Here is a 24,920-nt window from a genome sequence, read left to right on the forward strand (position 1 = left end):
ACAGGGTGTAATGATACATATTGTAACGTTACGTTTTGTATCGATTCTATTTTCACAATTCACCTATTGGAAAATACCAACAAGGACAAGATGCATGGACAAAAATTTTTTAGATAATGAAACTTGGCATTATTTTTGGCACGCTGGATGAGCTGGAGCAATCTGACCAAGGCCGAGGAAAGTTGCTACAGGTGACTTTACTGGGTCAGGAACTGGTCATTGCGAAACTGGATAGCGGTGTTGTAGCAATGGCAAACCGTTGCCCGCACCGCTCAGCCAAACTCCATCTTGGGTGGAATTGCGGCTCGTCGGTTCAATGTGCGTATCATGGCTGGAAGTATGGCAGCGACGGTATGTGTATCGAAATACCCGCCCTGCCGGACGGCCCAATTCCCCCTAATGCCAAAGCAACGGTGTTTGACTGCGAAGTAAAATACGATTTGATTTGGGTACGATTAGATAACACTGTAAATACCGAGATACCCGCACATCTGGCCTTCGATGATCCGTCTTTTACCTGCACCATGGGGATACCTTATACATGGAAAACCCATGCAGCACGTCGACTCGAAAACTACACTGACTTAGCGCATTTTCCCTTTGTACACCCTGAAACCCTCGGAAACCCTGATTTTGTTACCTTTTTGATCCCTGATATCGACCTGCAACCACCCGGTTGCATGCGATTCAAATATGAGCCTCCTGAAGGTGGACGAAACGGTATGGATGCGGCAGGTAATCTAGCACCACTGATTTACACCGATTACACCGTTCAGTTGCCTTTTGGTGTCACTCTGGATCAGCCTCTATCCAATGGCACACGAACCATAATGTGGATGTGGGCAACCCCAATAGATGAGAGGCACTGCCGAACCTTTTGGTTTTGTTGCAACGATACAAAAGACCCCTTTGATCCCATGGTGCCGATAGCAACACAGATGGCGATTCTGGAAGAAGATATCGGGCCAGTTGAAAGTCAGGAACCTGAACAAATTCCTCACCCTAAAGATGAAATTGCTACCGCCGCAGATAAGGTGTCACTGACATACCGCCGAATGCTCTTTGAACTTTGCAAAGCAAAAGCAGCTGGACCCGCAGCCCTAGAAACACTGCTGGCCTCTGAAAGAAACAACATTTAGTCAAACCAAACAGATCAAAGGGAGCCGAGTATGAGTCAGCCCACCAGCAATCACCCGGGCAAGTGGACACTGGAGTGTGTCGACATTGCCTGTGAGACCCATGATGTAAAAAGCTTCTACTTACGCGTCAGATCAAATGAAGATGATTTGGTACCTGTCTGGCCATATAAACCTGGCCAGTTTGTCACCCTTATGCTTTGGCTCGAAGAGAAGTTGGTACCTCGTTCCTATACTCTCTCGTCGTCACCGACACGACCTTCGTTAGTCTCATTGACGATTAAACGCGATCCTCAAGGGCTAGTTTCACGATTTATGTACGACAAGCTAACTATCGGCGACAGACTCTCAGCACGAGGCCCCGGCGGAAGTTTTGACCTCCATTCGGTTGCACCGAGACGGAAGATCATGATGCTGACAGGCGGAGCTGGGATCACCCCCGCGATGAGTATGCTTCGCTACCTATGCGATATAAGATCTGACAAACACGAGGTAACCTTTCTTCATTCCGCACGGACCCCAGAGGACATGATATTCCGTGAAGAAACTCTGCTGTTGGCGAAACAACACAATATTCACGTGCAGTATGTCTGCGCACATCACGCAGAGCCAGACATGGAAAGTGGTTTTCTGTCACGTCAGATATTCGAGCGGAATGTCGAAGATATCCATGAATACACCGTCCTCCCCTGCGGGCCTGCCCCATATATGGACGCAGTAAAAAGTATACTCAGAGAGATGGATTTCGACATGCGCCACTACCATGAAGAGAGTTTTGGCGACCTATCACAGCGCACCAACCCGCAAAACGCCTCACCAGAAACATTGACGACCAGAAATATCAGCATTGCCGACAAAATCAAACGACGTAGCGAAACAATTCAATCAAAGGGGCACACAACACAGCAACCTGATACCGAAACTAATTCGACTGACAACAACATCCATTTTTCAGCCAGTGACACAACAGTAGCCTATTCACCGGGTGAAACCTTGCTTCAGATCGCTACTCGTGCAGGCATAGCGGTGCCAACGAACTGCCAAATGGGCCTTTGTGGGACATGTAAAGCCAAGTGTCTTTCCGGCACCGTTGAAATGGAGTTGGCCGACGGCCTGACTTCAGAAGAAATTAACGGCGGGTGCGTGCTTACCTGCATCGGTAAGCCCAATGGCTCGGTCAGCATAGAGCTTTAATTTGCTTTTGCATTTAGCTTGGGAGGAAGAAAAATGGATGGAATCTCATTGGGTTGTAATGGCAGCGGACTCATGCACACCATAGAGCTGCAGCTGGATGACCAGTTTCGTCTCATTCGGGACAGCGGCGTGTTCGATCATTTTGATCGCATCCCTCAGCCCGTCCTTGAAAGAGAATACGTAGAAGCATCAAATCGGTTTGGCATACCCTTGACGACTGGGCTTTGGACTTATCAAATAGGCAGGGATGAAAAGCTGGTTGAGCATAACCTGCCGTGGGCAAAAAAAGCAGGAGCACAGTGTCACAACCTCATGATTCTGACCCACCATGCTGAAGGACATGTTGTTACCGATGATGAGGTGGTTGAGTTTTATATGCGTGCGTTTGAGGTAAGCGAACGACTTGGAATAACCATTTCGATTGAGGTTCACATTTACATGTTCACAGAAGACTTCCGCCGGATATCGCCTGTCGCAGAGAAAGTTCGTGCAATGGGCGTCCCATTTAATTTCGTACTCGACCACAGTCATATTCTATTGAAAATGGAAAGTCCGGAAGAATAGGATGCCAGCGGTATTCGTGGGGATGTAAACAGCGGGAAACTGATTCTTGATCCTTTCGAGGACAACAACATCATAGATGATTGGATCGATCAAAACATGGTGGTGTGGTTACAAGTGCGTCCCGTCGCACCGAATGGACCCAAAAATAATGCACAAATCGGCTTAGGTGGACGTTGGGGCAGAGCCTGCCAGTATCCATTCAAAAAACCAGCAAAAGGCAAATGGGATCATTTTTGGCATGCATGCAAGATTGAACCGAGTAAAGAGGTTGTTAGAAAGGTATTCCGCTATCACCAGCGTACCAATGCCAGCCCTCTGCGTTGAATAACAACAGATATGATTGATATTCCTGACTATGGTGGTGGAACTCGCTCTTCTCTTTTCGAACAGAATGTCGCAATCGCCGATTGGCTTCGTTCAACATGGCATCAGTAGAAAGCTAACCTGAAAATGATTGAAATCACTTCTATGCCAATATGTGTTGTTCTACTCATCGCCTACAGAGCTAGGCAGAAAACTCTAATCATCAGGCAGATAATCACTCAAAATCTTTCGTAAGTTATTTTTAAGTAATAAATGAGACCAGAAAAATTTATAATCCATCAGTTTATATGCAATATGTTATATATTGTTAAATTATCAATCTGAGATATTTCAAGCGTGACAATAAACTTATATATTCACGCACTCTGATTTTTCGATGAAGCTGTTATAAATAATCTACAAAACATAACCAAAAACCAATACACTTTCTATTTGATTTAAAATAAATACTCTAATTTCGATATTGATTAGCGTTATTATTTTCTTAAAAATGAAACGCTAATTTTTAAATTACATATATACATTCGCATCTCCTTCACAGACGTAAACAGGAGAGAAGAAGTGTTTTCAATAATTATAAAAAAATATCGTTCCATTTTTATTGCCATTTTTAGTTTATATATTTCATTTATATCAATGCCGACAACTGCGGCGTCGGGCGAGAAGCCAGAGACGTTCTGGTCTTATACAAAATATGGCACACTAGAAACAGTGAGAACACCAGACGAGCGCTTTAATAATTTATCTGGGTATTCTTTTTCGCCGAACTACATCACTGTTGATGGTCTTCGTATGCATTATGTCGACGAAGGTCCAAAAGACGGAGAGGTGATTTTACTCCTTCATGGAGAACCAACCTGGGCATATCTCTATCGCAAAATGATCCCTGCTCTGGCTGACAGAGGGTATCGCGTGATTGCACCAGACCTGATTGGTTTCGGACGCTCAGACAAGCTTCTCAACAAAAGTGACCATTCCTATGCGAGGCATGTTGTATGGATGAAAGAGTTTGTAAAAGCAATGAAGCTCAAGAAAATCACCTTATTTGTCCAAGATTGGGGTTCATATATTGGTTTACGCGTTGCAGCAGGTCTAAAAGGTCGCTTTGATAGGGTTCTTCTTTCTAACGGTGGTCTCCCCACTGGTGAAAACACACCACTTGGATTTTACGCTTTCAAGTTTTCTGTTGATTTAGCAGGAGAGCACTTCCCGATTGCCGAAATTATGCAAGTAGGCACAGTCAGCATACTGAAGAAAGATGAGTTATTGGCATATTTAGCGCCATATCCTAACACCTACTACACAGCAGGCCCTGATGTCTTTGATGACTTGGTACCCACGTCGCCTGATATGGCTGGTGCCACAAAAAATAAAGAGGTATGGAAAATCTATGAAAACTGGCACAAGCCCTTTTTGACTGTTTTTGGTAAATTAGATTTGGTCTTAGGTACGTTATTCAAAGAATTTAAAGAACGTGTCCCGGGAGCACAAGGCCAGCAACACGATATCATCCCTTTTGCTAGTCACTTTATTCAGGAAGATGCCCCTAATGATCTTGTCAATCATTTGGATAATTTCATCAAGAACAACTAAACATGTTCTCCCAGAAGCCCTAACATTCTGGGCTTCATTCTTAATAACTAAAGAACATGAATGCATCAATTATGTATGTTTTAGATAAGACTTATTTACAAGTTTAAATAGACATTTTAAAAGAACGGTTAGACAACCAAAAACCAGATATTTACATGGATTTTAAAATTAGTTTACGACTCGCATTCAATTAAATGGCAAAACCAATTTAAAACTTTCACCTCCATTTATTAAGAGTGAAAACAACGATTTATTGACACATAAGATTAATTAGAAAGTGTTTATTTTTTATACCATGAATAATTTTGACAACAAATGTAGCCAACTTTAAATTTATAGTCCAAAATTATAGATCTAATAAGCATATACATTTATATATATTCTTACTTTTTTGACTTTATATATTCTGGAATTTACCTAAGTTCATTTACCCTCATATAAATATTCAAGGAAGATATTTGTGTTCGCTATTTTTATAAAAAAACATCGCTTTATACTTTTCTCATTTATCGCACTGCTTTCAGTGTTTGTTTCAACGCCGACATTGGCAATGGCACAAAAGCCACAAACATTTGATTCCAATACCAAATACGGAACATTAGAAACACTGCGTACGCCCGGTCACCGCTTCGATAACTTACAAGGTTATTCATTTAGGCCGAATTACATCACCATTGATGGCCTGCGCATGCACTATATCGATGAAGGACCAGAAAATGGCCAAGTCATACTTCTGCTGCATGGAGAGCCGACATGGGCGTATCTTTACCGTCATATGATCACCCAGTTGGCTGATAAAGGTTACCGCGTTATCGTGCCTGACCTCATTGGCTTCGGGCGATCCGATAAGTTGTTGCATACCAGTGACCACACCTATGCACGACATGTTGATTGGGTTAAAGAATTTGTCGTCTCGATGGAGCTAGAAAACATTACGCTATTTGTACAAGACTGGGGAGCATACATTGGCCTTGTCGTCGCAGCAGAAGCTGAAGAACGCTTTGATCGTATCCTTCTTTCAAATGGCGGCTTACCTAATGGTGAGAATACGCCTTTGGGCTTTCATCTATTTCGATTGAGTGTTTCTTTAGTTGGCGAGCACTTTCCTATCAAGCTCGCAATGCAATTAGGGACATTTTTCCCGTTGAGTCTGAAAGAAAAGTGGGCATACGTTGCGCCATTCCCAAACACCTATTACACCGCAGGACCAGATATCTTCGATGACTTAGTGCCAACATCACCCGATATGCCTGGAGCTGCAAAAAATAAAGAAGTCTGGAAAACGTTTGAGAACTGGCAAAAACCGTTTTTAACCGTTTTTGGGGATGCGGATTTTGTACTCGGCACCTTGGACAAAGAGTTTCAAGAACGCGTGCCTGGAGCACAAGGGCAACCCCATAGGCGTCTTAAATTCGGGGGTCACTTCATCCAGGAAGATTTGCCACACATCCTCTCAGACGAACTGGATAAATTTATTCAGAATAATTAAAGCCTAAATAGTGAAGCTCATTGAAATGGGCTTCATTTTTCTTCGCTCAACCCGTTATTTTAACGAGTTACTAATATGCATAAATAATTAGTCGTTTAAGAAATTTCCCTATCTGCTGTTCTATCTTTTAATTATTCCCTCTCTTTTACTACTTATTCGATAAACCTCAATAATTCCAATAATATTCAGCGGCTTAAAGTTAATCTGAAAAGTGGAAAATATGGTTATTTAATTAGTTGATACATGCCATTCGCTATTTCAATTGGATTAGATATTTACTGGATTGTAATCTTTTTTCATCTCAGCTAACGCTGAGAAAAATTATTTCATAAGACGGCTTCACAAACTCTAAGCAAAGGAGAATGCTAGTGGTAAGCATTGTGAGAGATCTAAAATCTAAAAGTAAAACGGAGAAAATAATGTATTACGTTGGTCTGCCGTTAGCGATGGTAGTTCTGGCGATTTTCTATTCTATTCCTACTCCCGAAGGCATTAGTTTTGAGGGGAAAATGTCTCTGGGCATTTTCTGCTTCGCACTCATCTTATGGGTAACCGAGTCGCTACCCAATTACGCCACGTCTATGATTTCCATTGCCCTTTTATCAATACTCGGTGGTTGGGCCGAGAAGAACGCGCTGGGTACCATGGGATACGGTGTCATCTGGTTGATGGTCTCCGCTTTCATCATTACATCAGGTATGGAAAAAAGTGGGCTGGCAAAACGTATCGCTTTAGCCATCATCACCCGTTTTGGCAAAACGTGGAAGTCCATGCTTCTCTCTCTGATGGCGGCGAATTTCACCATTGCGTTTATTGTTCCATCAACCACAGCGCGTGCTGCAATGCTGTTACCGATTGTGTTGCTAATAGCAAAAGCTTTCAATGTTGAAAATGGCAATAAAAACTTAGGTAAGCTGCTCGCCATACAGGGTTTGCAAGCCAATAATATTTCTACCTCGGCAATTGTCACCGCGACGGCACCTCAAATTCTTGCAATAGGGTTAATGAAGGAATTGACTGGATCCTCCATTTCATGGGGTGAATGGTTTATCGCGTCTGCACCCATCGCAATTTTGACGCTCCTCGCTTCTTTCTTCATCGGTATTTTCCTCTTTAAACCCAATACTGCCGCAAAAGCTGGAGGCGAAGAAATCAAGGAAATTAACCGACAATACCTTGAGTTGGGCCCGATAACAGTCAATGAAAAAAAAGCGGCGTCTGTTTTTATATTCACCATTTTCTTGTGGGCAACAGACAAGTGGCACATGGATTTATTTGGTTTTCAGATAAGTCTGGTGATGGTAGCTATTATTTCAGCGTCTATTTTCTTCATGCCATACATCGGAATTTTGACGTGGAAAGAAGCGAAAATTCCTTGGAACCTAATGGTCTTTGCGGCGGGTGCCTATGCTGTTGGAGTATCTTTGAGTGAGACTGGCGTTGCATCTTGGGCATTGGGCAGTATTTTCAGCCACCTTGGCGTCAAAGACATGAGCTTCACGATGCTTTATGCCGTTGTGATAGCGATATCTAGTTTCAGCCACTTCGTCTTTACCAGTAAAACGGTTCGGACCATTATTCTTATCCCAACCCTGATTGGGCTGGCAGAGAGTGCAGGTGTTCCTCCGCTAATGTTGGTCTTGCCAGCCGCATTTACGATAGCAGATACCATCACTCTTCCCCCGCACAGCAAAGCCAACCTGATTTACTACAGCACAGGCTATTTCTCAGTCAATAATCAGCTTACTTACGGTGTTTTAACCTTGCTGGCCAAATGGTGTTTGATGTTCGGCGCTTCGTTCACCTGGTTCGCGTATTTGGGTATCACAGCATAGGAGCTCAAAAGATGTTAAAGCACGTAATACAACTGAATGTTAAACGTAAAGTCATATTGAGTTTGGCTTGCTTCACCTTGCTTTTCTCATCAGTGAACTTTGCTGAGAGTTTTGAAAATATCACTGAATATCATGAAATTATTCGTCCTTCAGGTTCTGGAGCTGAGATCACAGCGAGTGTTACCGCAATACCCAATATCGATGGGCAGGTGTACTTACCGACATACAAAAAAGGGGAGTTAGCCAGCTACGAAGTATTGAAAGGTACGTTGCTTGAAGGTCCCATTCAGTTCTCCATTCACGGCAGAGAGGCGCTTCTTTATCGTTTTAAAAGGGACGGTTCGCCTGTCACTGTTAAGCAAAGTTTCGAAGTACAAAAGGTCTACAGAGAGAAGAAAGCAAAGCTTAAATACAGCCACCCGGGCGGCGTCACCCGCGTTTCGTACACTTTTGTTAATACCTCGCCATCGACGATTGAGACGTTTTCTACCCAGTTTTCAATGCCGAAAGATGCCGAGCTTTATGGTGTCGTGACACCAAAATGGTCAAAGAAAAAGAAGACGTTTTCCATTGGCGAACATGAGGGTTGGAAGGAGGTCACGGTTAGTCGCTCCAGTCTAGTTGCAGGCGATGAAGTAAAACTGAAGGTAAGACTATATCGGCCATCTCCCATGATTAAATGGGTACTTTGGTCCATCGTTATCCTTCTTTCTTGTGCCTTACTTTGGAAACGTAGAGACGTACTTTCAGAAAACCCCGGCAATCATGAGCCACAGTCATCACTCCCAGAGGGTCAAAAATGAGTAAACAAGCACTGCTAATTATCGCTGATGGTATGGGAGATAACCCTATCCCAATGTTAAATGACCTGACCCCTCTTGAATACGCGGATACGCCTCACTTAAATGCGCTTGCATCGAAAGGTCTGTTTGGAAATGTATACCCGGTAAAACCCGGAGTTCCAGTAGGAACGGATGTTGGTCATTTAGCGATTTTTGGTTACGACCCTTATGAGATTTATACAGGAAGGGGGCCAATAGAGGCTTACGGCGCGGGTATCGACCTCCATCCTTCGGATATTGCATTTCGTGGTAATTTCGCGACGGTTGATGATGAACTGATGGTTATTGATAGACGCGCTGGGCGCATTAATCAAAACACAGAAGAACTCGCTCAAGCAGTAGACGGTATCATGCTTTCGAATGGCGCAAGAGTCATTGCTCGCGCGTTGAGCGCACATAGAGTAGCGATCGTAATTCGTGGAAAAAACCTTTCTGAGCATGTGACGACCACAGACCCCGGTACAACCAGGGAAGGTAAGCGCGTGCAGCAAAGTGTTGCTCTTAAAGAGGACTCTGACTCGATTGAAACCGCTAGAGTCATCAACGAGCTGACAGAGAAGATGTATGCCGTATTAAGTCTGCATCCAATTAATCAACAACGTATCATCGAGGGACTTCCGCCAGCAAATATGATTTTGCTCAGAGGGGTTGGCCGTGAAATTCAGGCTCCCAAAATGACAGAGTCGTTTGGTATTCGAGGGGCATGCGTTGCAGGAGACAGAACAGTGTTGGGGATAGCAAGAATGGCAGGGCTGGATGTGTTCCATCGAGAGAGTTTTACTGCTGGATACGACACCGATTATATCGGCAAAGCTGAGCTTGCTTTAAGTAAATTGAAAGAAGGTTATGATTGGGTCGTTCTACATATAAAGGCACCTGATCTAGCAGGACACGATTGTCAGCCTATGACAAAAGCTTCAACCGCAAGTAAGCTGGACAAAATGGCAGGCTACATTCTTCAGCGTCTGGATCTGGAACATTGCTACATCGGTTACACCAGTGATCACTCAACGCCTTGTGAGCGTCGTGATCATTCAGGTGATCCGGTACCCACATTCTTTGCTGGTGACGATGTGAGAACACTGCCAATAGAGGACTTTGGCGAGAAATACCTTGTACACGGTGCATTGAATAATCTAACAGCGCTGGACTTCTTTCATATTCAAATGGACCACTTGGGAGCGGTGAAGAAACTCGGCGCGTAATACGCAGGCAACAGAGAGCAATAGCAGGTCGCTCACTGTTGCCTCTCATCTATACGAGGGATCAACGGTGAGAATCGAGAATTTTGAGGCATTTGTAAATATCGCTCGCTTGGGCAGCTTTACCCAAGCAGCAGAGGAGTGTTTTTGTACTCAGGCAACCATGTCGCAAAGAATCAAGAAATTGGAGAATTTCTATAAAGTCCAATTACTGAATCGTATTGGCAGAGACATTGAGCTCACCGTGGCTGGCCAGAAAATTTTGCCTCATTGTGAAGCCGTATTGACAGCCATAAGAGACTCTAAAAACGAATTAGTGCACGTTGATAAACTCTCGATTGGCGAGTTAAATATATGCAGTTCTAATACACCTGGCACCTATATTCTTCCTCAGTTCTTGTCTAATTTTCACCTGCAGTTTCCCGGTATACAGCTAGAGTCCCAAATAAAATATGCCAAAGATGTGATTAACGAGATCTCTTATGGAACTGAGTGTGAATTAGGCTTTGTCTCTCAACCGGCTGGAGTAGGTGTTGACGACAAAAAGTTAGTGTTTGAGCCGATACTCAGAGATGGGTTGGCTGTTGTGGTATCTCCCGAACACCCAATGGTAAAAGAGAAATGGCAAGGCAAAACGTCAATATCACTGGACGAGCTTCAAGGACAGACACTCCTCACCTCCAACCGCAAAAGTTCCACAGTCCAAAACCTCGAAAGGACCAGTGGCAAGAAAATGCACTTCAAACAAGTATTGGCTCTTGGCAGCATGGAAGCAGTGAAAAAATCTGTAGAGCTCAACGCCGGGATTGCAATCGCTTCCCATTTTCTAGTTAAGGACGACGTAGATTCAGGGCGCATACTTTCTTTTTCCATAGATGATATTTCTGTTTACCGCTTTGTCATGCTGGTGCACAGGAGAAAAGTAAGCTTGTCTCCGACGGCACGCGCTTTCATAGAGCACCTCAAGAAAGACCTCGTCGAAAAGTATCCCACACTGAGTTGTGATTTAGACCATCGATTAGAAATGAGAAGGTGACGAGCCAGAGCCAGATGAGCTTACATCGCGGTAGTGAGTTTAGTTTTGATGAACAAGGCTGTCAGTGGGCACATAGCAATATCCTTTGCCTTTCAGTGTCTCAATGGCTTTGTCATCTAAACCCGCGTTTCGAAGCTTTCGGCGGATATTAGAGATGTGTACGTCTATCACCCGGCCCACCCCCTTCCAATCTCGCTTTAATACATCTCCAAATAACTGACGTTTACTCACGGTAGTATTCCGTCTGTCGTAAAGATATTGGAGTAATGCTTGCTCAGTCGGGCTGAGTGGTAAAGGCGTATCCATTAGACACTTTCCACAACTTGGTGAGAGTTCATTTGAAGCATTAGTATTATCATCAAATAGAAAGCAGAAGTGTTTGTCACTGAGTAGCTTATCTTGCTGAGACACCACTTTAATACCCAAATTTACGAGCGCATCGTACCGTGTTTCTTTTTGGTCGCTTGTTATAACCACCAACGTGGAGGGCGAGCGTTTTGAGAGTAATTCGATCTCTTTTTGGGGAATTTTCACGCAGTGAGATAAATCGACAACAACCAATGAAAATTGATTTTGCCTAACCGCTACAAGGGCCTGACGAAAACTCAAGGTTCTGGTCAACTTACATTTTTGCTCTTTAAGGTCCCCCACCAACGAATGGCTCTGATAAACGGGGTCTTCAACGATCAGTACTTCCATGACCAACTCCACCGAAAAACTTGATGATAATAGTTACCATTAACATTTGTCACTATATGACAAATTTATGCCTAAAATCGTGCTCAATACCACATTCAGGATTTTTCAGTTAACAATTCAATAACAAGTGCCCGCACTTGAATGGTTTACACAGATATGGGAAAGTAGCGCCCCTCTGAAAACTGGGCGTAAATATTTAACGGCATATACAGGATTTCTCTATGGCAGGCGAACAGCGCAATAACCCCATGCATGGCATTAAACTTGAGAAAATTGTCACTGACCTCGTTGACCATTATGGTTGGCAAATACTCGGCGAAAAAATAAAGATCAACTGCTTCCGCAGTGAGCCGTCAGTGAAATCTAGCCTAAAGTTTCTGCGAAGAACGCAGTGGGCAAGAGATGAAGTAGAACTGCTTTACAAAGAGACTTTTATCGAGCAGCGAACATCTATCAACCCTTGGGATAATCTTAAGCCTCAAGATTAACGGTCGACACCGCATCCTTAACCAACTCGCCTATTTTATCCCAGTCTTCCGCGTCAATCAGCATGAGGGAACCATCCAACTTCCGCCGCAACATACAACGCGACTGATCGATAGGTAATCAGTGATATTAGCTTTGTTTATACCGCCTGTTGGCATGAGTGAAACGTCGACATAAGGGGCAAGCAAGGCTTTTATCATTGCAGTACCACCGGAAGCCTCGGCAGGAAAGAACTTGAGAAAGCTGATACCCATTTCGAGAGCCTGTTCAATTTGGCTTGGGTTGTTAACCCCGGGAATCATGGGTAAATCAATCGATTGACAATACCGGACTATAGTTGGGTTCAGGCCCGGAGCGACCGCAAATTGAGCCCCGGCATTTTTAGCTCTGTTCGCCTGATCTATCGTCAAGACAGTACCAGCACCAAGGTACAGTTCAGGAACCGCTTGGCTTATCTGACGAATAGCATCCTCGGCGGCGGACGTTCGAAAAGTGACCTCAGCAACCGGTAAACCGTTCTCAACCAATGCCTTTGCCAGCGGAACAGCATGGTCTGCATTATTGATCTGAATAACGGGAACAACTTTACACTCTTTTAGCGTATCCATGGCTGCCTGCGACATTGATTTTACTCCAAAACGATAAAGGCGCAATCCTATCATCTGAGCATTTATTTTGCGTAGACAGAGCCTGTAATTTAAAGCAGATCATCCATAGATGTCACAGGAATCAAGCCGTGATGGCATTTCTCTACTCGCCCAGCCACGATGTCCCCGAACATCGCAGCGGAATACATATCACGACCAGCCAGTCTTTCCGATAAGTACGCTGCAAAAAAAGCGGCTCGCGTTGCCTTCGCGTTTACCCAGTGTTCCGGTAAATCAGACGCCAGCTCTTCTGTCTTTGTCACTTCTTTATGAGATGAAAGAAGCAGACAAGGCTTCCCAGAGCCGCGAACGATGACTTCAGGGCAACCAAACAAACGGCATCTCGACTGGATACTTTGAGATTTTCCCCAAACTGCATATTCATCAGATTCATCAAGGTAAGCGATATCAGCAAGCGGTAAAATTTGGCTGTACCATTCAATGGCCTCCGATCTATTCCAGCGTTGTGAGCAAAACGCATTATCGAAGATAATCTTGCTTCCCTGAGCTTTCAACTGACGAACCAGCATCACCAGCCGCCCTCTCGACTCAGGTTTTAAAATTGCAAGGCTGATACCAGAGATACAAAACGCCTCTATCTCTCCGCGAGCCGCAGCCATAGCGAGAGGAGAACGCTCGGCACTAAAATAATAGCGGGCTGCGCTGTCATCTTTCCAGTAGTGGATAATCGGAGAGGCCGAGGGTGAGTCTTCTACAAAATATAAACCGGGCAGTTTATTGTCGATACGCATCACGAGGTGAGTGTTGATTTCCTCTCGTTGCCAACGCTCCAACAAATGGTCAGAGACGCAATCAACACCAAGAGCTGTTGCGTACGTTACATTCATCGAGCGAGACCGCGCGAATCGTGCCATATAAGTGGCCATATTTATCGTGTGGCCACCAAGATTTCGGTGCAATGGCTCCCTGCTCAGTTCGAGCATGCTTTCGCCAAAGAAAGTCACTTCCATATGTCCTCCTGTCTGCGATTTTCGTCGCGATTGACGTCGTTTTCGAAGGTTCACTTACACTATGGCCAGCATTCGCAACGCTCAGCATAGTAGTGACTACCAAAATAGACATTGAGATACATTCACTTTCAACATACCCGATGATTGACACTACTTTCGCGGCCCACATCGCATTTCAGTTCGACCACTCAACCAAACGGATACATTTCAACCAAAGCGACGATGTCTTGAGCGGTTTTCGTCAGTCTTTTGATTTCTTGAGGCATACGAAAATCAAACGCATCGCAGGGAGCAAAGAACAATGAATACCGACCAGTCATGATCACAACAGGTTGTGGCCAAGCATTTCGATGAAAAGAAATGGAACCCAATCAGAGTAATTGCGATTAAGTTTGTGAAAGAATTATTTCAGAGTGATTGCATTGTCAACTAAGTCATACAAAGAGATGGAATTTAATACATCGATCGCGTTTCGTGCCATGAATTTTTAGATCAATGTAACTATTTAATGGTTACGTTTTCACGAAAGCAAAACAAGGAATAGTACAAGGTCTAAAAGATATTCAATGGGATACAGGAGAAACTAATAAGCATGATTTACTGAGCAATATAGGCTAATGATAGATAGGAAAATTAGACATGAATGCCTTCAACTTACGAAGTATTAACATTAAATCGCGCCTTTATTTGCTTACGACTGTAATCTCTATTCTTCTGATCGTTCCTTTCATTATTATGTTGACGGACTACAAAGCCGATCTGATTGATGCAAAGAAAACCAAAACCCGCCACTTGGTAGAAAGTGTCCAAACGCTTCTGGGCCACTATCATCAAAAGCAAATCTCTGGCGAACTCTCGCTTTCTGAAGCGCAGGACGCAGCCAAACAGGCTGTCGCTGCATTGCGCTATGAAACCAATGATTACTTCTGGATTAATAACGTTGAACCAAGAATGATCATGCACCCAATCAAAGCATCGCTAATCGGTAAAAACGTAGGCAGCGTCATTGACCCAACAGGTAAGGCTTTGTTTATCGAGATGGTGGACCTTGTTCGCAAGCAAAAGAAAGGCTTTGTGAATTACATGTGGCCGAAGCCCGGCTCTGATATTGATGTAGAAAAAGTCTCCTATGTTCAGCTCTTCGAACCTTGGGGTTGGATTGTGGGCACTGGCGTATACATTGATGACGTTGAAGCGCTTGTCTGGCAGCGTTTGCAATATGCCGTGATGATTCTACTCATTGGCTTTGCTGCCATGATTGCCGCCGCAACATGGATCAGTGCCAGCCTCACTCGACCCAGCCGCGCCACACAACTTGCGATGGAAGATATTGCCAGCGGAGAAGGTGACCTTACCAAGCAGTTGGTCGTTGAAGGTAAAGATGAGATCTCAAAAATCGCGCTGTCCTTCAATAACTTTACCCATAAACTAAGAAACATTGTCACCGACCTTACCCCAATCACAAACGACGTGACATCGTCAGCGGAAGAACTGACTGAGGTTGCGAAAGACGCTTCGTGTCGAGCACTAGAACAACAAAACGCGGTCGATGCTGTCTCTCATGCTATGGAAGCCCTTCAGCTTCAAAATAAAGAAGTGACCGAAGCTGCAGAACGCGCTAAAGAGGCGGCGAATATCGCTAGCGAGAAAAGCAGTACCAGTAGCCGAGTGATCACCGAAGCGTCAGGCCACATGCAACAGTTGTCTGAAACCGTTTCGAGTACCGAAAACAGCGTCAAAGAATTGGCCGAGGAAACGCAGAAAGTCAGTGCGGTACTTGACGTTATTCGAGGTGTCGCCGAGCAGACTAACCTTCTTGCACTTAACGCAGCTATTGAGGCTGCCCGTGCAGGTGACCAAGGTCGTGGCTTCGCAGTTGTCGCCTCTGAAGTCAGAACACTAGCAACAAGAACCAGCTCAAGCACCGATGAAATAGAACAAATTGTCACCACACTTCAATCTCGTGCTTCGGATCTTTGTGTCGCGATGTCAAAGACACAACAACAATCTGTATCGACACAGGAAAAAGCCGCTGAGGCAAACCGTACGCTTGATGAAATTGACCGTCAGATTGAGGATATTGTTGGCGTCAACCTGCATATCTCGGAAGCAGTCAATGATCAGCTAGAAAGTGCCAATGCGATTAAAAATAATCTGGGCGCACTGGTTGAAAATACCAATCAGACTGCAGCACAGGCCAATCAGGTTGCGGCGGCTAGCGAACAACTAATGCAAAGTGGCAAGCAGCTGCAAAAGAGCTTCTCTGCGTTTAAAGTATAAGCCCCAACAAGCATCACTCGTCATGATACTGATGAGTGATGCTCTCCTGTTTTAAGCCCCCAATAAAGTGACAATATCTCAATTAATTAGAACCTGATTACATTCTCAGCTCTACTGCCTCGAAACGGGGGATTCCAGACACTACGCTTTCCGTTATCCATCGATTATCTGTGAGAATTGCGATGCCAACCAAACTTCACATTTTCCGACATGGCGAAACTGAATTTAATCTACAAAAGCGTATCCAAGGCCATGCAAACTCTCCGCTAACAAGCAAAGGTCGAAACCAAGCAGCGGACGCCAGAACGAAAATTAAGAATGTTACATTCGATGCCGCTTACAGCTCTGATAGTGGCCGTGCACATGACACTGCATGTATTCTGCTTGAAGATAGGCAGTTATCTATCTGCACAAAGACATCACTCAGAGAAATTCATTTTGGTGACTGGGAAGAGAAGCTACTGACTGAACTCCAACAACAAAACCCGGACATGTACGAGAGGTTGTGGAATCAGCCAGACCAATTCATTAATACCACAGGTGAAACCTTTGCAGAGCTGAGGGATAGAGCTCGAAAAGCGCTTGCTGAGCTCGCTTCAAATCATCCTGACCAAAATGTGCTGATTGTCAGTCATGCAGGTTTCATTAAAACCGTGATGAATCATTTTGACGGACGCCCGCTATCAGAATCGTGGGAAGCCCTTATGCCGAAAACCTTTGCCACAGCATTGTGTCTGTCTGTGATAACGGTGATTTTTCTATCGAAGTTTTTTGTGATACACCTTGGTAAGTTGATACCACCAAAAGGCTATTCGAGAAAAACTACGACTCGAATTTTTTCGATGCGGTGTTTTTTCGTTTTCAAAACACCTGCTGAATTTTCACCCAATCCCCATCTTAATTTCTGAACGTTGCTTTCATCATTGATAATACTTAGCAATAAATGATGTCTAATTTTGCATGTATAGGTTACTTGAACCAGCCCTCAGTTTTTCCCCCATCCTCCACTAAACTATTGTCAATAAACAATATTTAGATGTTTCCTTGAAAGCTGGCGATGTGCAAAACTTTACGCTTGGCCTTTGCTCTATCCGGGACAGATGAATAACAAAAGACCAGAGATAATTTGAAAGTTCAGAGGAAACATATGCTCAATGTGCTTAAGAAAATAGGGGGAACCGTAATTTTGCTGGCCCTGTTGGCCACAGCAATTATTTATGGTCTGCTCTATGTTAGCCTGCCCGCATTGTCTGGCACTGCCTCTACCAACCACGTTAAAGCCACCACGACGCTTGCTCGAGATGATAAAGGCATAGCTATCATACATGCAGATAACCGTTTGGACGCAGCCTACGCGATGGGATATGCGCATGCGCAAGACCGTTTTTTCCAAATGGATCTGCTCAGGAGAAATGCGGCGGGCGAGTTATCAGAGCTCTTTGGCGATGGTGCTCTAACACTGGATAAGTCTCACCGTTTTCACCAATTCAGAACACGTAGCCAAACAATATTTTCATTGCTGCCTGGCAGCGACAAAGCACTACTTGAATCTTATTCGTCGGGCGTTAACGATGCCCTGCTCCATTCTAAAGTGCCTTCTTTTGAATATCTTCTAACCGGATCAGAAAGGAAACCATGGTTACCTGAGGACAGCATTCTCGCCATATATAGTATGTACTTTGACTTACAGGGCCGTAACGTTAAACGTGATTTACTTTATACACAGATAGCCAAAGAGTTCGGTAACGATATGCTCGGCTTCATTACGCAAGCGAGCGAATTCCAAGCCGCACTTGATGGCAGCCGGCTACCTGTTACCGTTGTTCCGCCACCCAAGCTAGATAAAGAGCTGCTCGCCAATTCCCGAACGATAAAAATGGGTGAATCACCCGCGATCGGCAGTAATAACTGGGCAGTGTCGGGCAAACTGACAAATAGCGGTCACGCGATGTTGTCAAACGACATGCACCTCGGAATTAATGTCCCTGTCATTTGGTATCGTGCACAAATCAATGTAGGTGGCGCAACACCCTTTAGTGTTGATGGTCTGACATTACCCGGTACGCCTGCCGTAGTGTCTGGCAGTAATCGACACGTCGCTTGGGGTTTCACCAACTCCTTCGTCGACAATGCAGATTGGGTTCACCTTTCAGACGATATATCGACGAATACAGTCGTTGAAATCATAAAGTCTGAGGGTAAAGACGTCGAATATGAGTTAGAACTGAGTAAATTTGGACCAGTAAGAATTGTCGATGGTGAAAAGTACGCGCTGTCTTGGGTTGCTCATCAGCCTTACGCCGTCAATCTTGGCCTACTTCGCCTTGAGACTGCTTCCTCGGTTGAGGAAGCACTGGCTATCACCAAGTATGTTGGCATACCCGCACAGAATATGGTGGTTGTCGATAGCAGCGGCAATCTTGCTTGGCAACTTACTGGCGCTGTGCCCAATCGAAAAGTACCTGCCAATGTTGCACTCTCTCCCTCGGATTATCCTGACGGATGGCAAGAACCCGCGGATGATACCCCGTTTATCTTAAACCCAGAGAATAACCGGTTGTGGACAGCAAACAGCCGTGTTGTTGGTAAGGAAGCTGATACCCGTTTTGGCAACGGGGGATATGCGCTCGGAGCAAGAAGCCAACAAATCAGAGACCGCCTGCTGAGCCAATCGATGTTTGATGAGCAGGATTTCTACCAAATACAGCGTGATAATGAAGCCAAATTTTTAGTCCGTTGGCACACACTGTTACTCGGTCTGCTCAACACCAATGCAAACCTTTACGCTGAGGATATTGAGGCATTAAAGAAATGGAAACAATGTGCGTGTAGCGATTCCGTTGGCTACACCCTCGTCCGTCATTTTAGAAGTGCGTTGATTGATCAGGCTTTTGCACCTTTAGAAACAGCACTTTCAAAACATGGCATGACACTGAAAACCACCAGGCGCACATTAGAGCCTGCTATTTGGCAATTGGTTAAGCAACAGCCTGATAGTTGGAAGCCCAAAGGCTCAGCGTCGTGGACTGCATTCATGCTGGTGTATACGGCAAAATGAAGCACGAACTGCTTGAAGACCTCACAGGTCACGGTGATACATCAATACAGGCACTTGCGTGGGGAGAAGTAAATAGGCTTCAACCCCAGCATCCGTTTAGCCGTCAAATACCTGTTCTCGCACAGTTTTTAGATATGCCTAGTGTAGAGGCTTTGGAGATACATATATGCCGGCCGTTCAAGGGAAACACTTTGGCGCATCGCAGCGGTTTTTCGTTCAACCTGGGAATGAAGAGAATGCAATACTGACTGTACCGGGTGGTCAAAGCGGTCATCCACTGTCGCCGTATTACCGAAATGGCTATGACGAATACACCTCAGCCGAAGCAACACCTTTACTACCAAATGTGCCGATACATAAAATTACATTCACAACCAACCAGTAAAATACGCAGGCTATCTGCAAGGTGGCCTGCCTTTTCCGCTTCACCATCGGCTTTCAGCATTACTGATATCTTCTAATTCACATGACACTCTTCGTTTCTTTCTTTCAGCATGAATTTACTAACACGGAATGATACGAAAAAATACGCCTTCTGTTGACTATTAAGCATCAATAACAGTTTTATCTATACTTATTTTTATCCACAACCAAGTTTATTACTCAGAAAACATGATTTCTCATTATCGAAATTTAACCCAAAAAACTACGTGAAAAAAACCCTTTCTATTGACATGTAAATTAAATAATAAATAAGAGAATGAACACATTGTAAAATAACGCTTAAAATTTCAATTTAATCATTATAATACATACACTTAAAAAATATAATAGTGATTAAATAATTCAGCTTAGAGAGTAATCTCTTAAATAAGAATTATGTTTCAATAATGATAATTATATATCCCAACTCCCCAGCAGCCTGTCTAAGTTAATTGAAAGTCTCAAATTTGAAACGGTTGGGTATATTGAATGAAGACCCTAAATATTCAATAGTTATCTACTGAATAAATTCAACCAGCTTTAAGTAATTCAAACAGTTTACGTGCATTAAACTTGGTGACGCATTGCGTAGTGCAGCGATGGGAAAAGCTGATTCAAAAATTAAACTGCTTTAGGGACTATAAACGCAGGCATATTAGGATAAAAATATGAACCTTATCGTTATTGAAAAATCCGGTGTTGTAAGCTCCACTTCTGGTGACACACGCATTCTATATAACGGCCTACCGGAAACGCTTGCAGACGGCTTACGTATGGCTGCTGGCAGTCGAGTACTCCTAAAACAGGGTACCAATTTTGAATTAGCAGCGACCGATGGTTCAGTGCAAACCTACAATGCTGAAACAGAGAACGAACAGACCTCCGGCGGAGATGATGCACAAGCCGCGACAGATGATATTGCAGCACTGCAACAAGCTATTGAAGAAGGGCAGGATCCCACGCAGAATCAGGAAGCCCCTGCTGCTGGTCAACCAGCAGGTGGTTCAGGAAGTAACGGTTTTATTACACTCGGCAGAACTGCCAGCGAGACTATCGCTACCGCAGGTTTTGATACAACAACATTTGGTGACACGCTTGATTTTGCCAACGAAGGTGGATTTGCACCTTCACAACGTGATGCCAACACAGATCTTATTCAGAGCGATAACACACCAGGTCCCACACCCACAGGCCCAACAGCAACACTTACTGGCCCAACCTCAATAAAAGAGGGTGAAACCAGCACTGATTTTACCGTCACACTTTCACAGACAGCGCCTGTTGGTAGTATCGTTACGCTCGAGTACAGCTATGTTGGCGGGGCTGACTCCTCAGATATTGTCCAACAAGCAACTGCAGAGATTGGTTCTGATGGTTTAACAGCGACATTTACGATAGCTGTCAACTCAGACACGCTTGTCGAAATTAACGAAGGTTTTTCCGTTGCAGTAACGGGTATCACAGATTCACAAGGTGCTGATGTTTTCAGTACCTTAAACCTAAACGACGCATCAGTCCTCGTCGGCATTGAAGATGACTCTGATAATCAACCTGATATCGTGACGGTGACTTTAACCGGACCAGATTCCGTCATAGAAGGCGAAACCACATCAGAATATACGATAACGTTGAGTGAGCCCGTTCCTGCTGGCGGTATTATCGCTACGCTAACTTATCAATACATAAACGCCAGCGGCGAAGATATTACGGAAGTCATTGAAGTTCCATTTACGGCGGGAAGCACTACTGCGACGTTCACCATCGACACCATTGATGACGTATTCGCTGAACCAGGGTTACCACCGTCTAGTCCTGGTGAGAAGTTCGTTGTACTTGTCTCTGGAATCACCTACAAGGACACAGGAGACGATGTCTTTGAAGGTCTAAACCTGACAGACGCCAACCAAATTACGGCAATTATCGACGAGCCGACGCCAGACGAAGTACTCGTTAGCATGACGGGCCCTGACACTGTCGTTGAGGGCGAGACGACAACAAATTATACAGTCAGCATCCCTGAGACCGCTCAAACTGATGTGACAGTTAACTTTACTTATACTGGCACAGCAACCGATGGTACTGATTACACCAGTGTTGGAAGTATCACGATCCCTGCCGGTCAAACAAGTCAAACGTTTACCATTTCAACACTCGCTGACACAATTGTTGAAGATACAGAAGATTTCACCATCACTATCAGCTCAGTCAGCGGTGGTGGTTTTGAGGCTATCGGTATCAATACAGCAAGTGATGACGTAACCACAAATATCACCAACTCGACCATTGAACCTGTGCTGGTTAGTATTGAAGGCCCGGTTCTGTTATTGAGGGTGAAACCACAACTGACTACACTGTTAGCCTTACTGAGACTGCACAGTCACCAGTTACCGTTACCTTTACCTATTCAGGCACTGCAACCAATGGCGAGGACTATACGGGTGTCGCATCCGTCATCATTCCTGCTGGTCAGCAAAGCGCAAACTTCACCATTGATACGATAGACGATGTTTATGGCGAAGGCACCGAAAGCCTGATTGTCACGATAAACACAGTGACTGGCGGTGGGTTCGATGCCATCGCTGTCGACGCAAATAACGACACGGTTGCTACCAATATCTCTGATGAGGCAACACCTGATGAAGTTGAGGTCTCTATTGCTGGCCCCGCAAGTGTGACAGAAGGCGAGACAACATCTAATTACACCGTTAGCCTCACTGAACCAGCAGCTACAGATGTCACCGTTCAATTGCTCTACTCAGGTACAGCAACAGATGGCAGCGACTATACGGCTGTCACCTCTGTCACCATCCCTGCGGGACAGAGCAGTGTTAACTTCACCATAAACACACTCGATGATGGCTTGTCTGAAGACGGCGAAGCCTTCACCGTAACCATCGGCAATGTCGGCGGTGGCGGTTTTGAATCTCTTATTGTCGGTAATCAAAACAGTGTCGAGACGACGATAAATGACGAAGGCCAAGGCGATACCGTTCTGGTCAGCATCACAGGTCCAACAACAGTCGTCGAAGGTGAAACAGCAGAAGACTATACCGTATCACTGACGGAGGTCGCACAGACTGATGTAACCGTCACCTTTACCTATTCTGGTACCGCAACAGACGGCAGTGACTACACCAGTGTCGCGTCTGTCGTTATCCCAGCAGGAAGTCAGAGTGTAGACTTTGATATAACGACGTTGGACGATGCGATTGCCGACAACAATGAGGCCTTCACCGTTACGATTAACACCGTCAGTGGCGGTGATTTTGAAGGTCTGGCAATCAATACGCAACAGAACAGTGTCGAAACCACCATTACCGAAGGCACTGGCCCCGGCGATAACGTGCTGGTCAGCATTGAAGGCCCGGGCTCAGTAGTCGAAGGCGAAACAACAGCCAATTATACGGTCAGCCTCACCGAGGTTGCACAGACTGCCGTCACTGTCACTTTGACATATACTGGCACGGCTTCAAATGGTCAAGATTATACAGGCGTCACGCAAGTTATTGTTCCTGCTGGCCAGCAAAGCGTCGACTTTGCAATAGACACAATTGATGATGTGTATGCGGAAGGCACAGAAAGCCTGATCGTAACCCTGGGCACAGCAACAGGTGGTGGATTTGAAGGCATCGCTGTCGACGCAAATAACGACACGGTTGCTACCAATATCTCTGATGAGGCAACACCTGATAAAGTCGAGGTCTCAATCATTGGGCCTAATGAAGTCATTGAAGGCGAGATCACAGACAAATACACCGTTAGCCTAACTGCAGTTGCCGCAACAGATGTCACCGTAGATCTGGTTTACTCTGGTACTGCCGAAGACGGCTCTGATTACACTGGCGTTGCATCCGTCACTATTTTGGCTGGCCAACAGAGCGTTCAATTTAATATTCAAACCATTGATGATGGATTAGCAGAAGTCAGTGAAAGCCTAACAGTCGGCATTGACAATGTTGGCGGTGGTGGTTTTGAAGCGCTTGGAATCAGCAGCACTGAAGGCAGTGTGACGACATCGATTAAAGATGAATCAGCCGCTGATGACGTACTCGTTCAAATTGCTGGCCCAACAACTGTTGAAGAAGGTCAGGAAACAGGTGATTACACTGTCAGCCTGACGGAAGTTGCTCAAACCGACGTGACAGTGCAGCTACAATATTCCGGTACAGCGACTGACGGTTCTGATTACACTGGCGTCACGTCAGTGACCATTCTTGCGGGTCAACAAACCGCCACCTTCAATTTGAGCACAATCAACGACAGCATCGCTGACGATGACGAAACTATCGTGGTCACATTAGGTAATGTTTCCGGTGGGGACTTTGAAAACCTCATTGTTGACGTCAACAACAACAGTGTTCAGACAACGATTACCGAAGGTGCAGCCGACCCTGTGTTGGTTGGTATTACTGGTCCGGCATCAGCACTAGAAGATACAACAGCGACGCCTTACACCATCACGCTAAGCGAAGTAACAACAGCCCCAGTAACCGTGTTCTTTACTTACAGTGGTACTGCAACAAATGGTGGACCATTAAGCGATTACACTTCGGTTGCGTCTGTCGTTGTGCCCGCTGGTAGCAGTTCCGTTGATTTTGGTATCGAAATCCTCAATGACCCATTCGCCGAAGGCTCTGAAAGCCTGATCATTACCATCGACAATGTGACAGGCGGAAGCTTTGAAGCAATCGCGGTTGATCCTGCAAATAGTCAAGTAGTTACCAGCATCATTGATGAAAATGGTGGTAACGAGGTAATGGTAAGCATCACCGGACCTGAAACTGTCATTGAAGGTGAGCAAACAGGCCTCTATACAGTCACCACTGGCTTCCCTGGTCAGAGTGATGTCACCGTTGAAGTTGAATACACGGGCACCGCGACTGATGGCAGTGACTACAGTGGTGTATATTTAGTCACTATTCCTGCCGGACAAAGCAGCACCACCTTCAGCATTCAAACGATTGATGATGGACTGGCAGAAGACAGCGAGACGATCATCGTAACGCTGGGCAATGTCGCAGGCGGCAACTTTGAAAATATCATTGTTGATCCCAACAACAATTCAGTCACGACGACCATCACTGATGAAGCAGACGGTGATGATGTGCTGGTCAGCCTTTCTGGCCCAACAACGGTTGTAG

The 24,920-nt window shown here is 44.9% G+C and carries 18 protein-coding genes and 2 pseudogenes; 17 read left to right on the top strand and 3 right to left on the bottom strand.

The window, feature by feature from the left end; all coding sequences use genetic code 11:
• Window positions 1-116 precede the first annotated feature (116 nt).
• The 10 genes from CS022_RS13985 to CS022_RS14025 all read left to right on the top strand — a co-directional run bounded on the left by CS022_RS13985 (window position 117) and on the right by CS022_RS14025 (window position 11,215).
• Entirely contained in the window at window positions 117-1,139 is a 1,023-nt protein-coding gene (locus tag CS022_RS13985) for a Rieske 2Fe-2S domain-containing protein (RefSeq protein WP_129122808.1), read from the top strand.
• Between the two features lie 30 nt (window positions 1,140-1,169).
• Window positions 1,170-2,330, top strand: coding sequence for a hybrid-cluster NAD(P)-dependent oxidoreductase (locus CS022_RS13990; RefSeq protein ID WP_129122809.1), 1,161 nt, complete (start codon window positions 1,170-1,172; stop codon window positions 2,328-2,330).
• 33 nt (window positions 2,331-2,363) lie between these two features.
• Window positions 2,364-2,894: a hypothetical protein gene (locus CS022_RS25430; RefSeq protein ID WP_201746286.1), complete on the top strand. Its 531-nt coding sequence runs from the start codon at window positions 2,364-2,366 to the stop codon at window positions 2,892-2,894.
• A 96-nt stretch (window positions 2,895-2,990) separates the two neighbouring features.
• On the top strand, window positions 2,991-3,218 hold the full coding sequence (locus CS022_RS25435) for a hypothetical protein (protein WP_201746287.1): 228 nt from the start codon (window positions 2,991-2,993) through the stop codon (window positions 3,216-3,218).
• Between the two features lie 636 nt (window positions 3,219-3,854).
• A complete protein-coding gene (locus tag CS022_RS14000) occupies window positions 3,855-4,811 on the top strand; it encodes a haloalkane dehalogenase (protein ID WP_129122824.1) in 957 nt (318 codons plus the stop codon).
• 460 nt (window positions 4,812-5,271) lie between these two features.
• Window positions 5,272-6,300 carry a haloalkane dehalogenase gene (locus CS022_RS14005; RefSeq protein WP_201746288.1) on the top strand — a complete coding sequence of 343 codons (1,029 nt, stop codon included), beginning with the start codon at window positions 5,272-5,274 and terminating at the stop codon, window positions 6,298-6,300.
• Window positions 6,301-6,719: 419 nt separating this feature from the next.
• Window positions 6,720-8,135 carry an SLC13 family permease gene (locus CS022_RS14010; protein ID WP_235869508.1) on the top strand — a complete coding sequence of 472 codons (1,416 nt, stop codon included), beginning with the start codon at window positions 6,720-6,722 and terminating at the stop codon, window positions 8,133-8,135.
• An 11-nt stretch (window positions 8,136-8,146) separates the two neighbouring features.
• On the top strand, window positions 8,147-8,938 hold the full coding sequence (locus CS022_RS14015) for a hypothetical protein (protein ID WP_129122811.1): 792 nt from the start codon (window positions 8,147-8,149) through the stop codon (window positions 8,936-8,938).
• Entirely contained in the window at window positions 8,935-10,182 is a 1,248-nt protein-coding gene (apgM, locus tag CS022_RS14020; RefSeq protein ID WP_129122812.1) for a 2,3-bisphosphoglycerate-independent phosphoglycerate mutase, read from the top strand. The genes CS022_RS14015 and apgM overlap by 4 nt, the downstream gene beginning before the upstream one ends.
• A 67-nt stretch (window positions 10,183-10,249) precedes the next feature.
• Window positions 10,250-11,215, top strand: a complete 966-nt coding sequence (locus CS022_RS14025; RefSeq protein WP_129122813.1) for a LysR family transcriptional regulator — start codon at window positions 10,250-10,252, stop codon at window positions 11,213-11,215.
• 39 nt (window positions 11,216-11,254) lie between these two features.
• Here CS022_RS14025 and CS022_RS14030 read toward each other — a convergent pair whose 3' ends face one another.
• Window positions 11,255-11,914 carry a winged helix-turn-helix domain-containing protein gene (locus CS022_RS14030; RefSeq protein ID WP_129122814.1) on the bottom strand — a complete coding sequence of 220 codons (660 nt, stop codon included), beginning with the start codon at window positions 11,912-11,914 and terminating at the stop codon, window positions 11,255-11,257.
• 221 nt (window positions 11,915-12,135) lie between these two features.
• Between CS022_RS14030 and CS022_RS14035 the strand changes: the two genes are divergently transcribed.
• Window positions 12,136-12,402, top strand: a complete 267-nt coding sequence (locus tag CS022_RS14035) for a VF530 family protein (protein WP_129122815.1) — start codon at window positions 12,136-12,138, stop codon at window positions 12,400-12,402.
• On the opposite strand, the pseudogene CS022_RS14040 reads toward CS022_RS14035, so the two are convergent.
• Together CS022_RS14040 and CS022_RS14045 are read right to left on the bottom strand one after the other, a co-directional pair.
• Window positions 12,386-13,023, bottom strand: a pseudogene (locus CS022_RS14040) (bifunctional 4-hydroxy-2-oxoglutarate aldolase/2-dehydro-3-deoxy-phosphogluconate aldolase). The gene CS022_RS14035 and the pseudogene CS022_RS14040 sit on opposite strands and share 17 nt — an antisense overlap.
• 74 nt (window positions 13,024-13,097) lie before the next feature.
• The gene (locus tag CS022_RS14045; RefSeq protein ID WP_129122816.1) at window positions 13,098-14,018 is read right to left on the bottom strand and encodes a PfkB family carbohydrate kinase; all 921 of its coding nucleotides are present in this window, start codon (window positions 14,016-14,018) and stop codon (window positions 13,098-13,100) included.
• Window positions 14,019-14,657: 639 nt separating this feature from the next.
• On the opposite strand from CS022_RS14045, the gene CS022_RS14050 reads away from it, so the two are divergent.
• The 6 genes and pseudogenes from CS022_RS14050 to CS022_RS14070 all read left to right on the top strand — a co-directional run.
• Entirely contained in the window at window positions 14,658-16,298 is a 1,641-nt protein-coding gene (locus CS022_RS14050) for a methyl-accepting chemotaxis protein (protein ID WP_129122817.1), read from the top strand.
• Window positions 16,299-16,480: 182 nt separating this feature from the next.
• Window positions 16,481-17,206 carry a histidine phosphatase family protein gene (locus CS022_RS14055; RefSeq protein WP_129122818.1) on the top strand — a complete coding sequence of 242 codons (726 nt, stop codon included), beginning with the start codon at window positions 16,481-16,483 and terminating at the stop codon, window positions 17,204-17,206.
• Between the two features lie 239 nt (window positions 17,207-17,445).
• Window positions 17,446-19,356, top strand: coding sequence for a penicillin acylase family protein (locus CS022_RS14060; RefSeq protein ID WP_235869509.1), 1,911 nt, complete (start codon window positions 17,446-17,448; stop codon window positions 19,354-19,356).
• A gap of 166 nt (window positions 19,357-19,522) precedes the next feature.
• The gene (locus CS022_RS26440) at window positions 19,523-19,741 is read left to right on the top strand and encodes a penicillin acylase family protein (RefSeq protein WP_235869510.1); all 219 of its coding nucleotides are present in this window, start codon (window positions 19,523-19,525) and stop codon (window positions 19,739-19,741) included.
• A 706-nt stretch (window positions 19,742-20,447) separates the two neighbouring features.
• Window positions 20,448-22,040 (top strand): annotated as a pseudogene (locus CS022_RS14065) (retention module-containing protein); the annotation flags it as partial.
• A 62-nt stretch (window positions 22,041-22,102) separates the two neighbouring features.
• A partial coding sequence (locus CS022_RS14070) for a beta strand repeat-containing protein (RefSeq protein WP_328590366.1) occupies window positions 22,103-24,920 on the top strand: 2,818 nt, incomplete at its 3' end.

This window comes from Veronia nyctiphanis, from assembly GCF_004116385.1.
GTDB classification, from domain to species: domain Bacteria; phylum Pseudomonadota; class Gammaproteobacteria; order Enterobacterales; family Vibrionaceae; genus Veronia; species Veronia nyctiphanis.

What these genes read in the sequence shown, in the direction of transcription:
- CS022_RS14000 (WP_129122824.1), top strand. Translation starts at nt 3,855, where the DNA reads ATGCCGACAACTGCGGCGTCGGGCGAGAAGCCAGAGACGTTCTGGTCT.
- CS022_RS14055 (WP_129122818.1), top strand. Translation starts at nt 16,481, where the DNA reads ATGCCAACCAAACTTCACATTTTCCGACATGGCGAAACTGAATTTAAT.
- CS022_RS14060 (WP_235869509.1), top strand. Translation starts at nt 17,446, where the DNA reads ATGCTCAATGTGCTTAAGAAAATAGGGGGAACCGTAATTTTGCTGGCC.
- apgM (WP_129122812.1), top strand. Translation starts at nt 8,935, where the DNA reads ATGAGTAAACAAGCACTGCTAATTATCGCTGATGGTATGGGAGATAAC.
- CS022_RS26440 (WP_235869510.1), top strand. Translation starts at nt 19,523, where the DNA reads ATGCCGGCCGTTCAAGGGAAACACTTTGGCGCATCGCAGCGGTTTTTC.
- CS022_RS14035 (WP_129122815.1), top strand. Translation starts at nt 12,136, where the DNA reads ATGGCAGGCGAACAGCGCAATAACCCCATGCATGGCATTAAACTTGAG.
- CS022_RS25435 (WP_201746287.1), top strand. Translation starts at nt 2,991, where the DNA reads ATGGTGGTGTGGTTACAAGTGCGTCCCGTCGCACCGAATGGACCCAAA.
- CS022_RS13985 (WP_129122808.1), top strand. Translation starts at nt 117, where the DNA reads ATGAAACTTGGCATTATTTTTGGCACGCTGGATGAGCTGGAGCAATCT.
- CS022_RS14045 (WP_129122816.1), bottom strand. Translation starts at nt 14,018, where the DNA reads ATGGAAGTGACTTTCTTTGGCGAAAGCATGCTCGAACTGAGCAGGGAG.
- CS022_RS14015 (WP_129122811.1), top strand. Translation starts at nt 8,147, where the DNA reads ATGTTAAAGCACGTAATACAACTGAATGTTAAACGTAAAGTCATATTG.
- CS022_RS14030 (WP_129122814.1), bottom strand. Translation starts at nt 11,914, where the DNA reads ATGGAAGTACTGATCGTTGAAGACCCCGTTTATCAGAGCCATTCGTTG.
- CS022_RS14010 (WP_235869508.1), top strand. Translation starts at nt 6,720, where the DNA reads ATGTATTACGTTGGTCTGCCGTTAGCGATGGTAGTTCTGGCGATTTTC.
- CS022_RS14050 (WP_129122817.1), top strand. Translation starts at nt 14,658, where the DNA reads ATGAATGCCTTCAACTTACGAAGTATTAACATTAAATCGCGCCTTTAT.
- CS022_RS13990 (WP_129122809.1), top strand. Translation starts at nt 1,170, where the DNA reads ATGAGTCAGCCCACCAGCAATCACCCGGGCAAGTGGACACTGGAGTGT.
- CS022_RS25430 (WP_201746286.1), top strand. Translation starts at nt 2,364, where the DNA reads ATGGATGGAATCTCATTGGGTTGTAATGGCAGCGGACTCATGCACACC.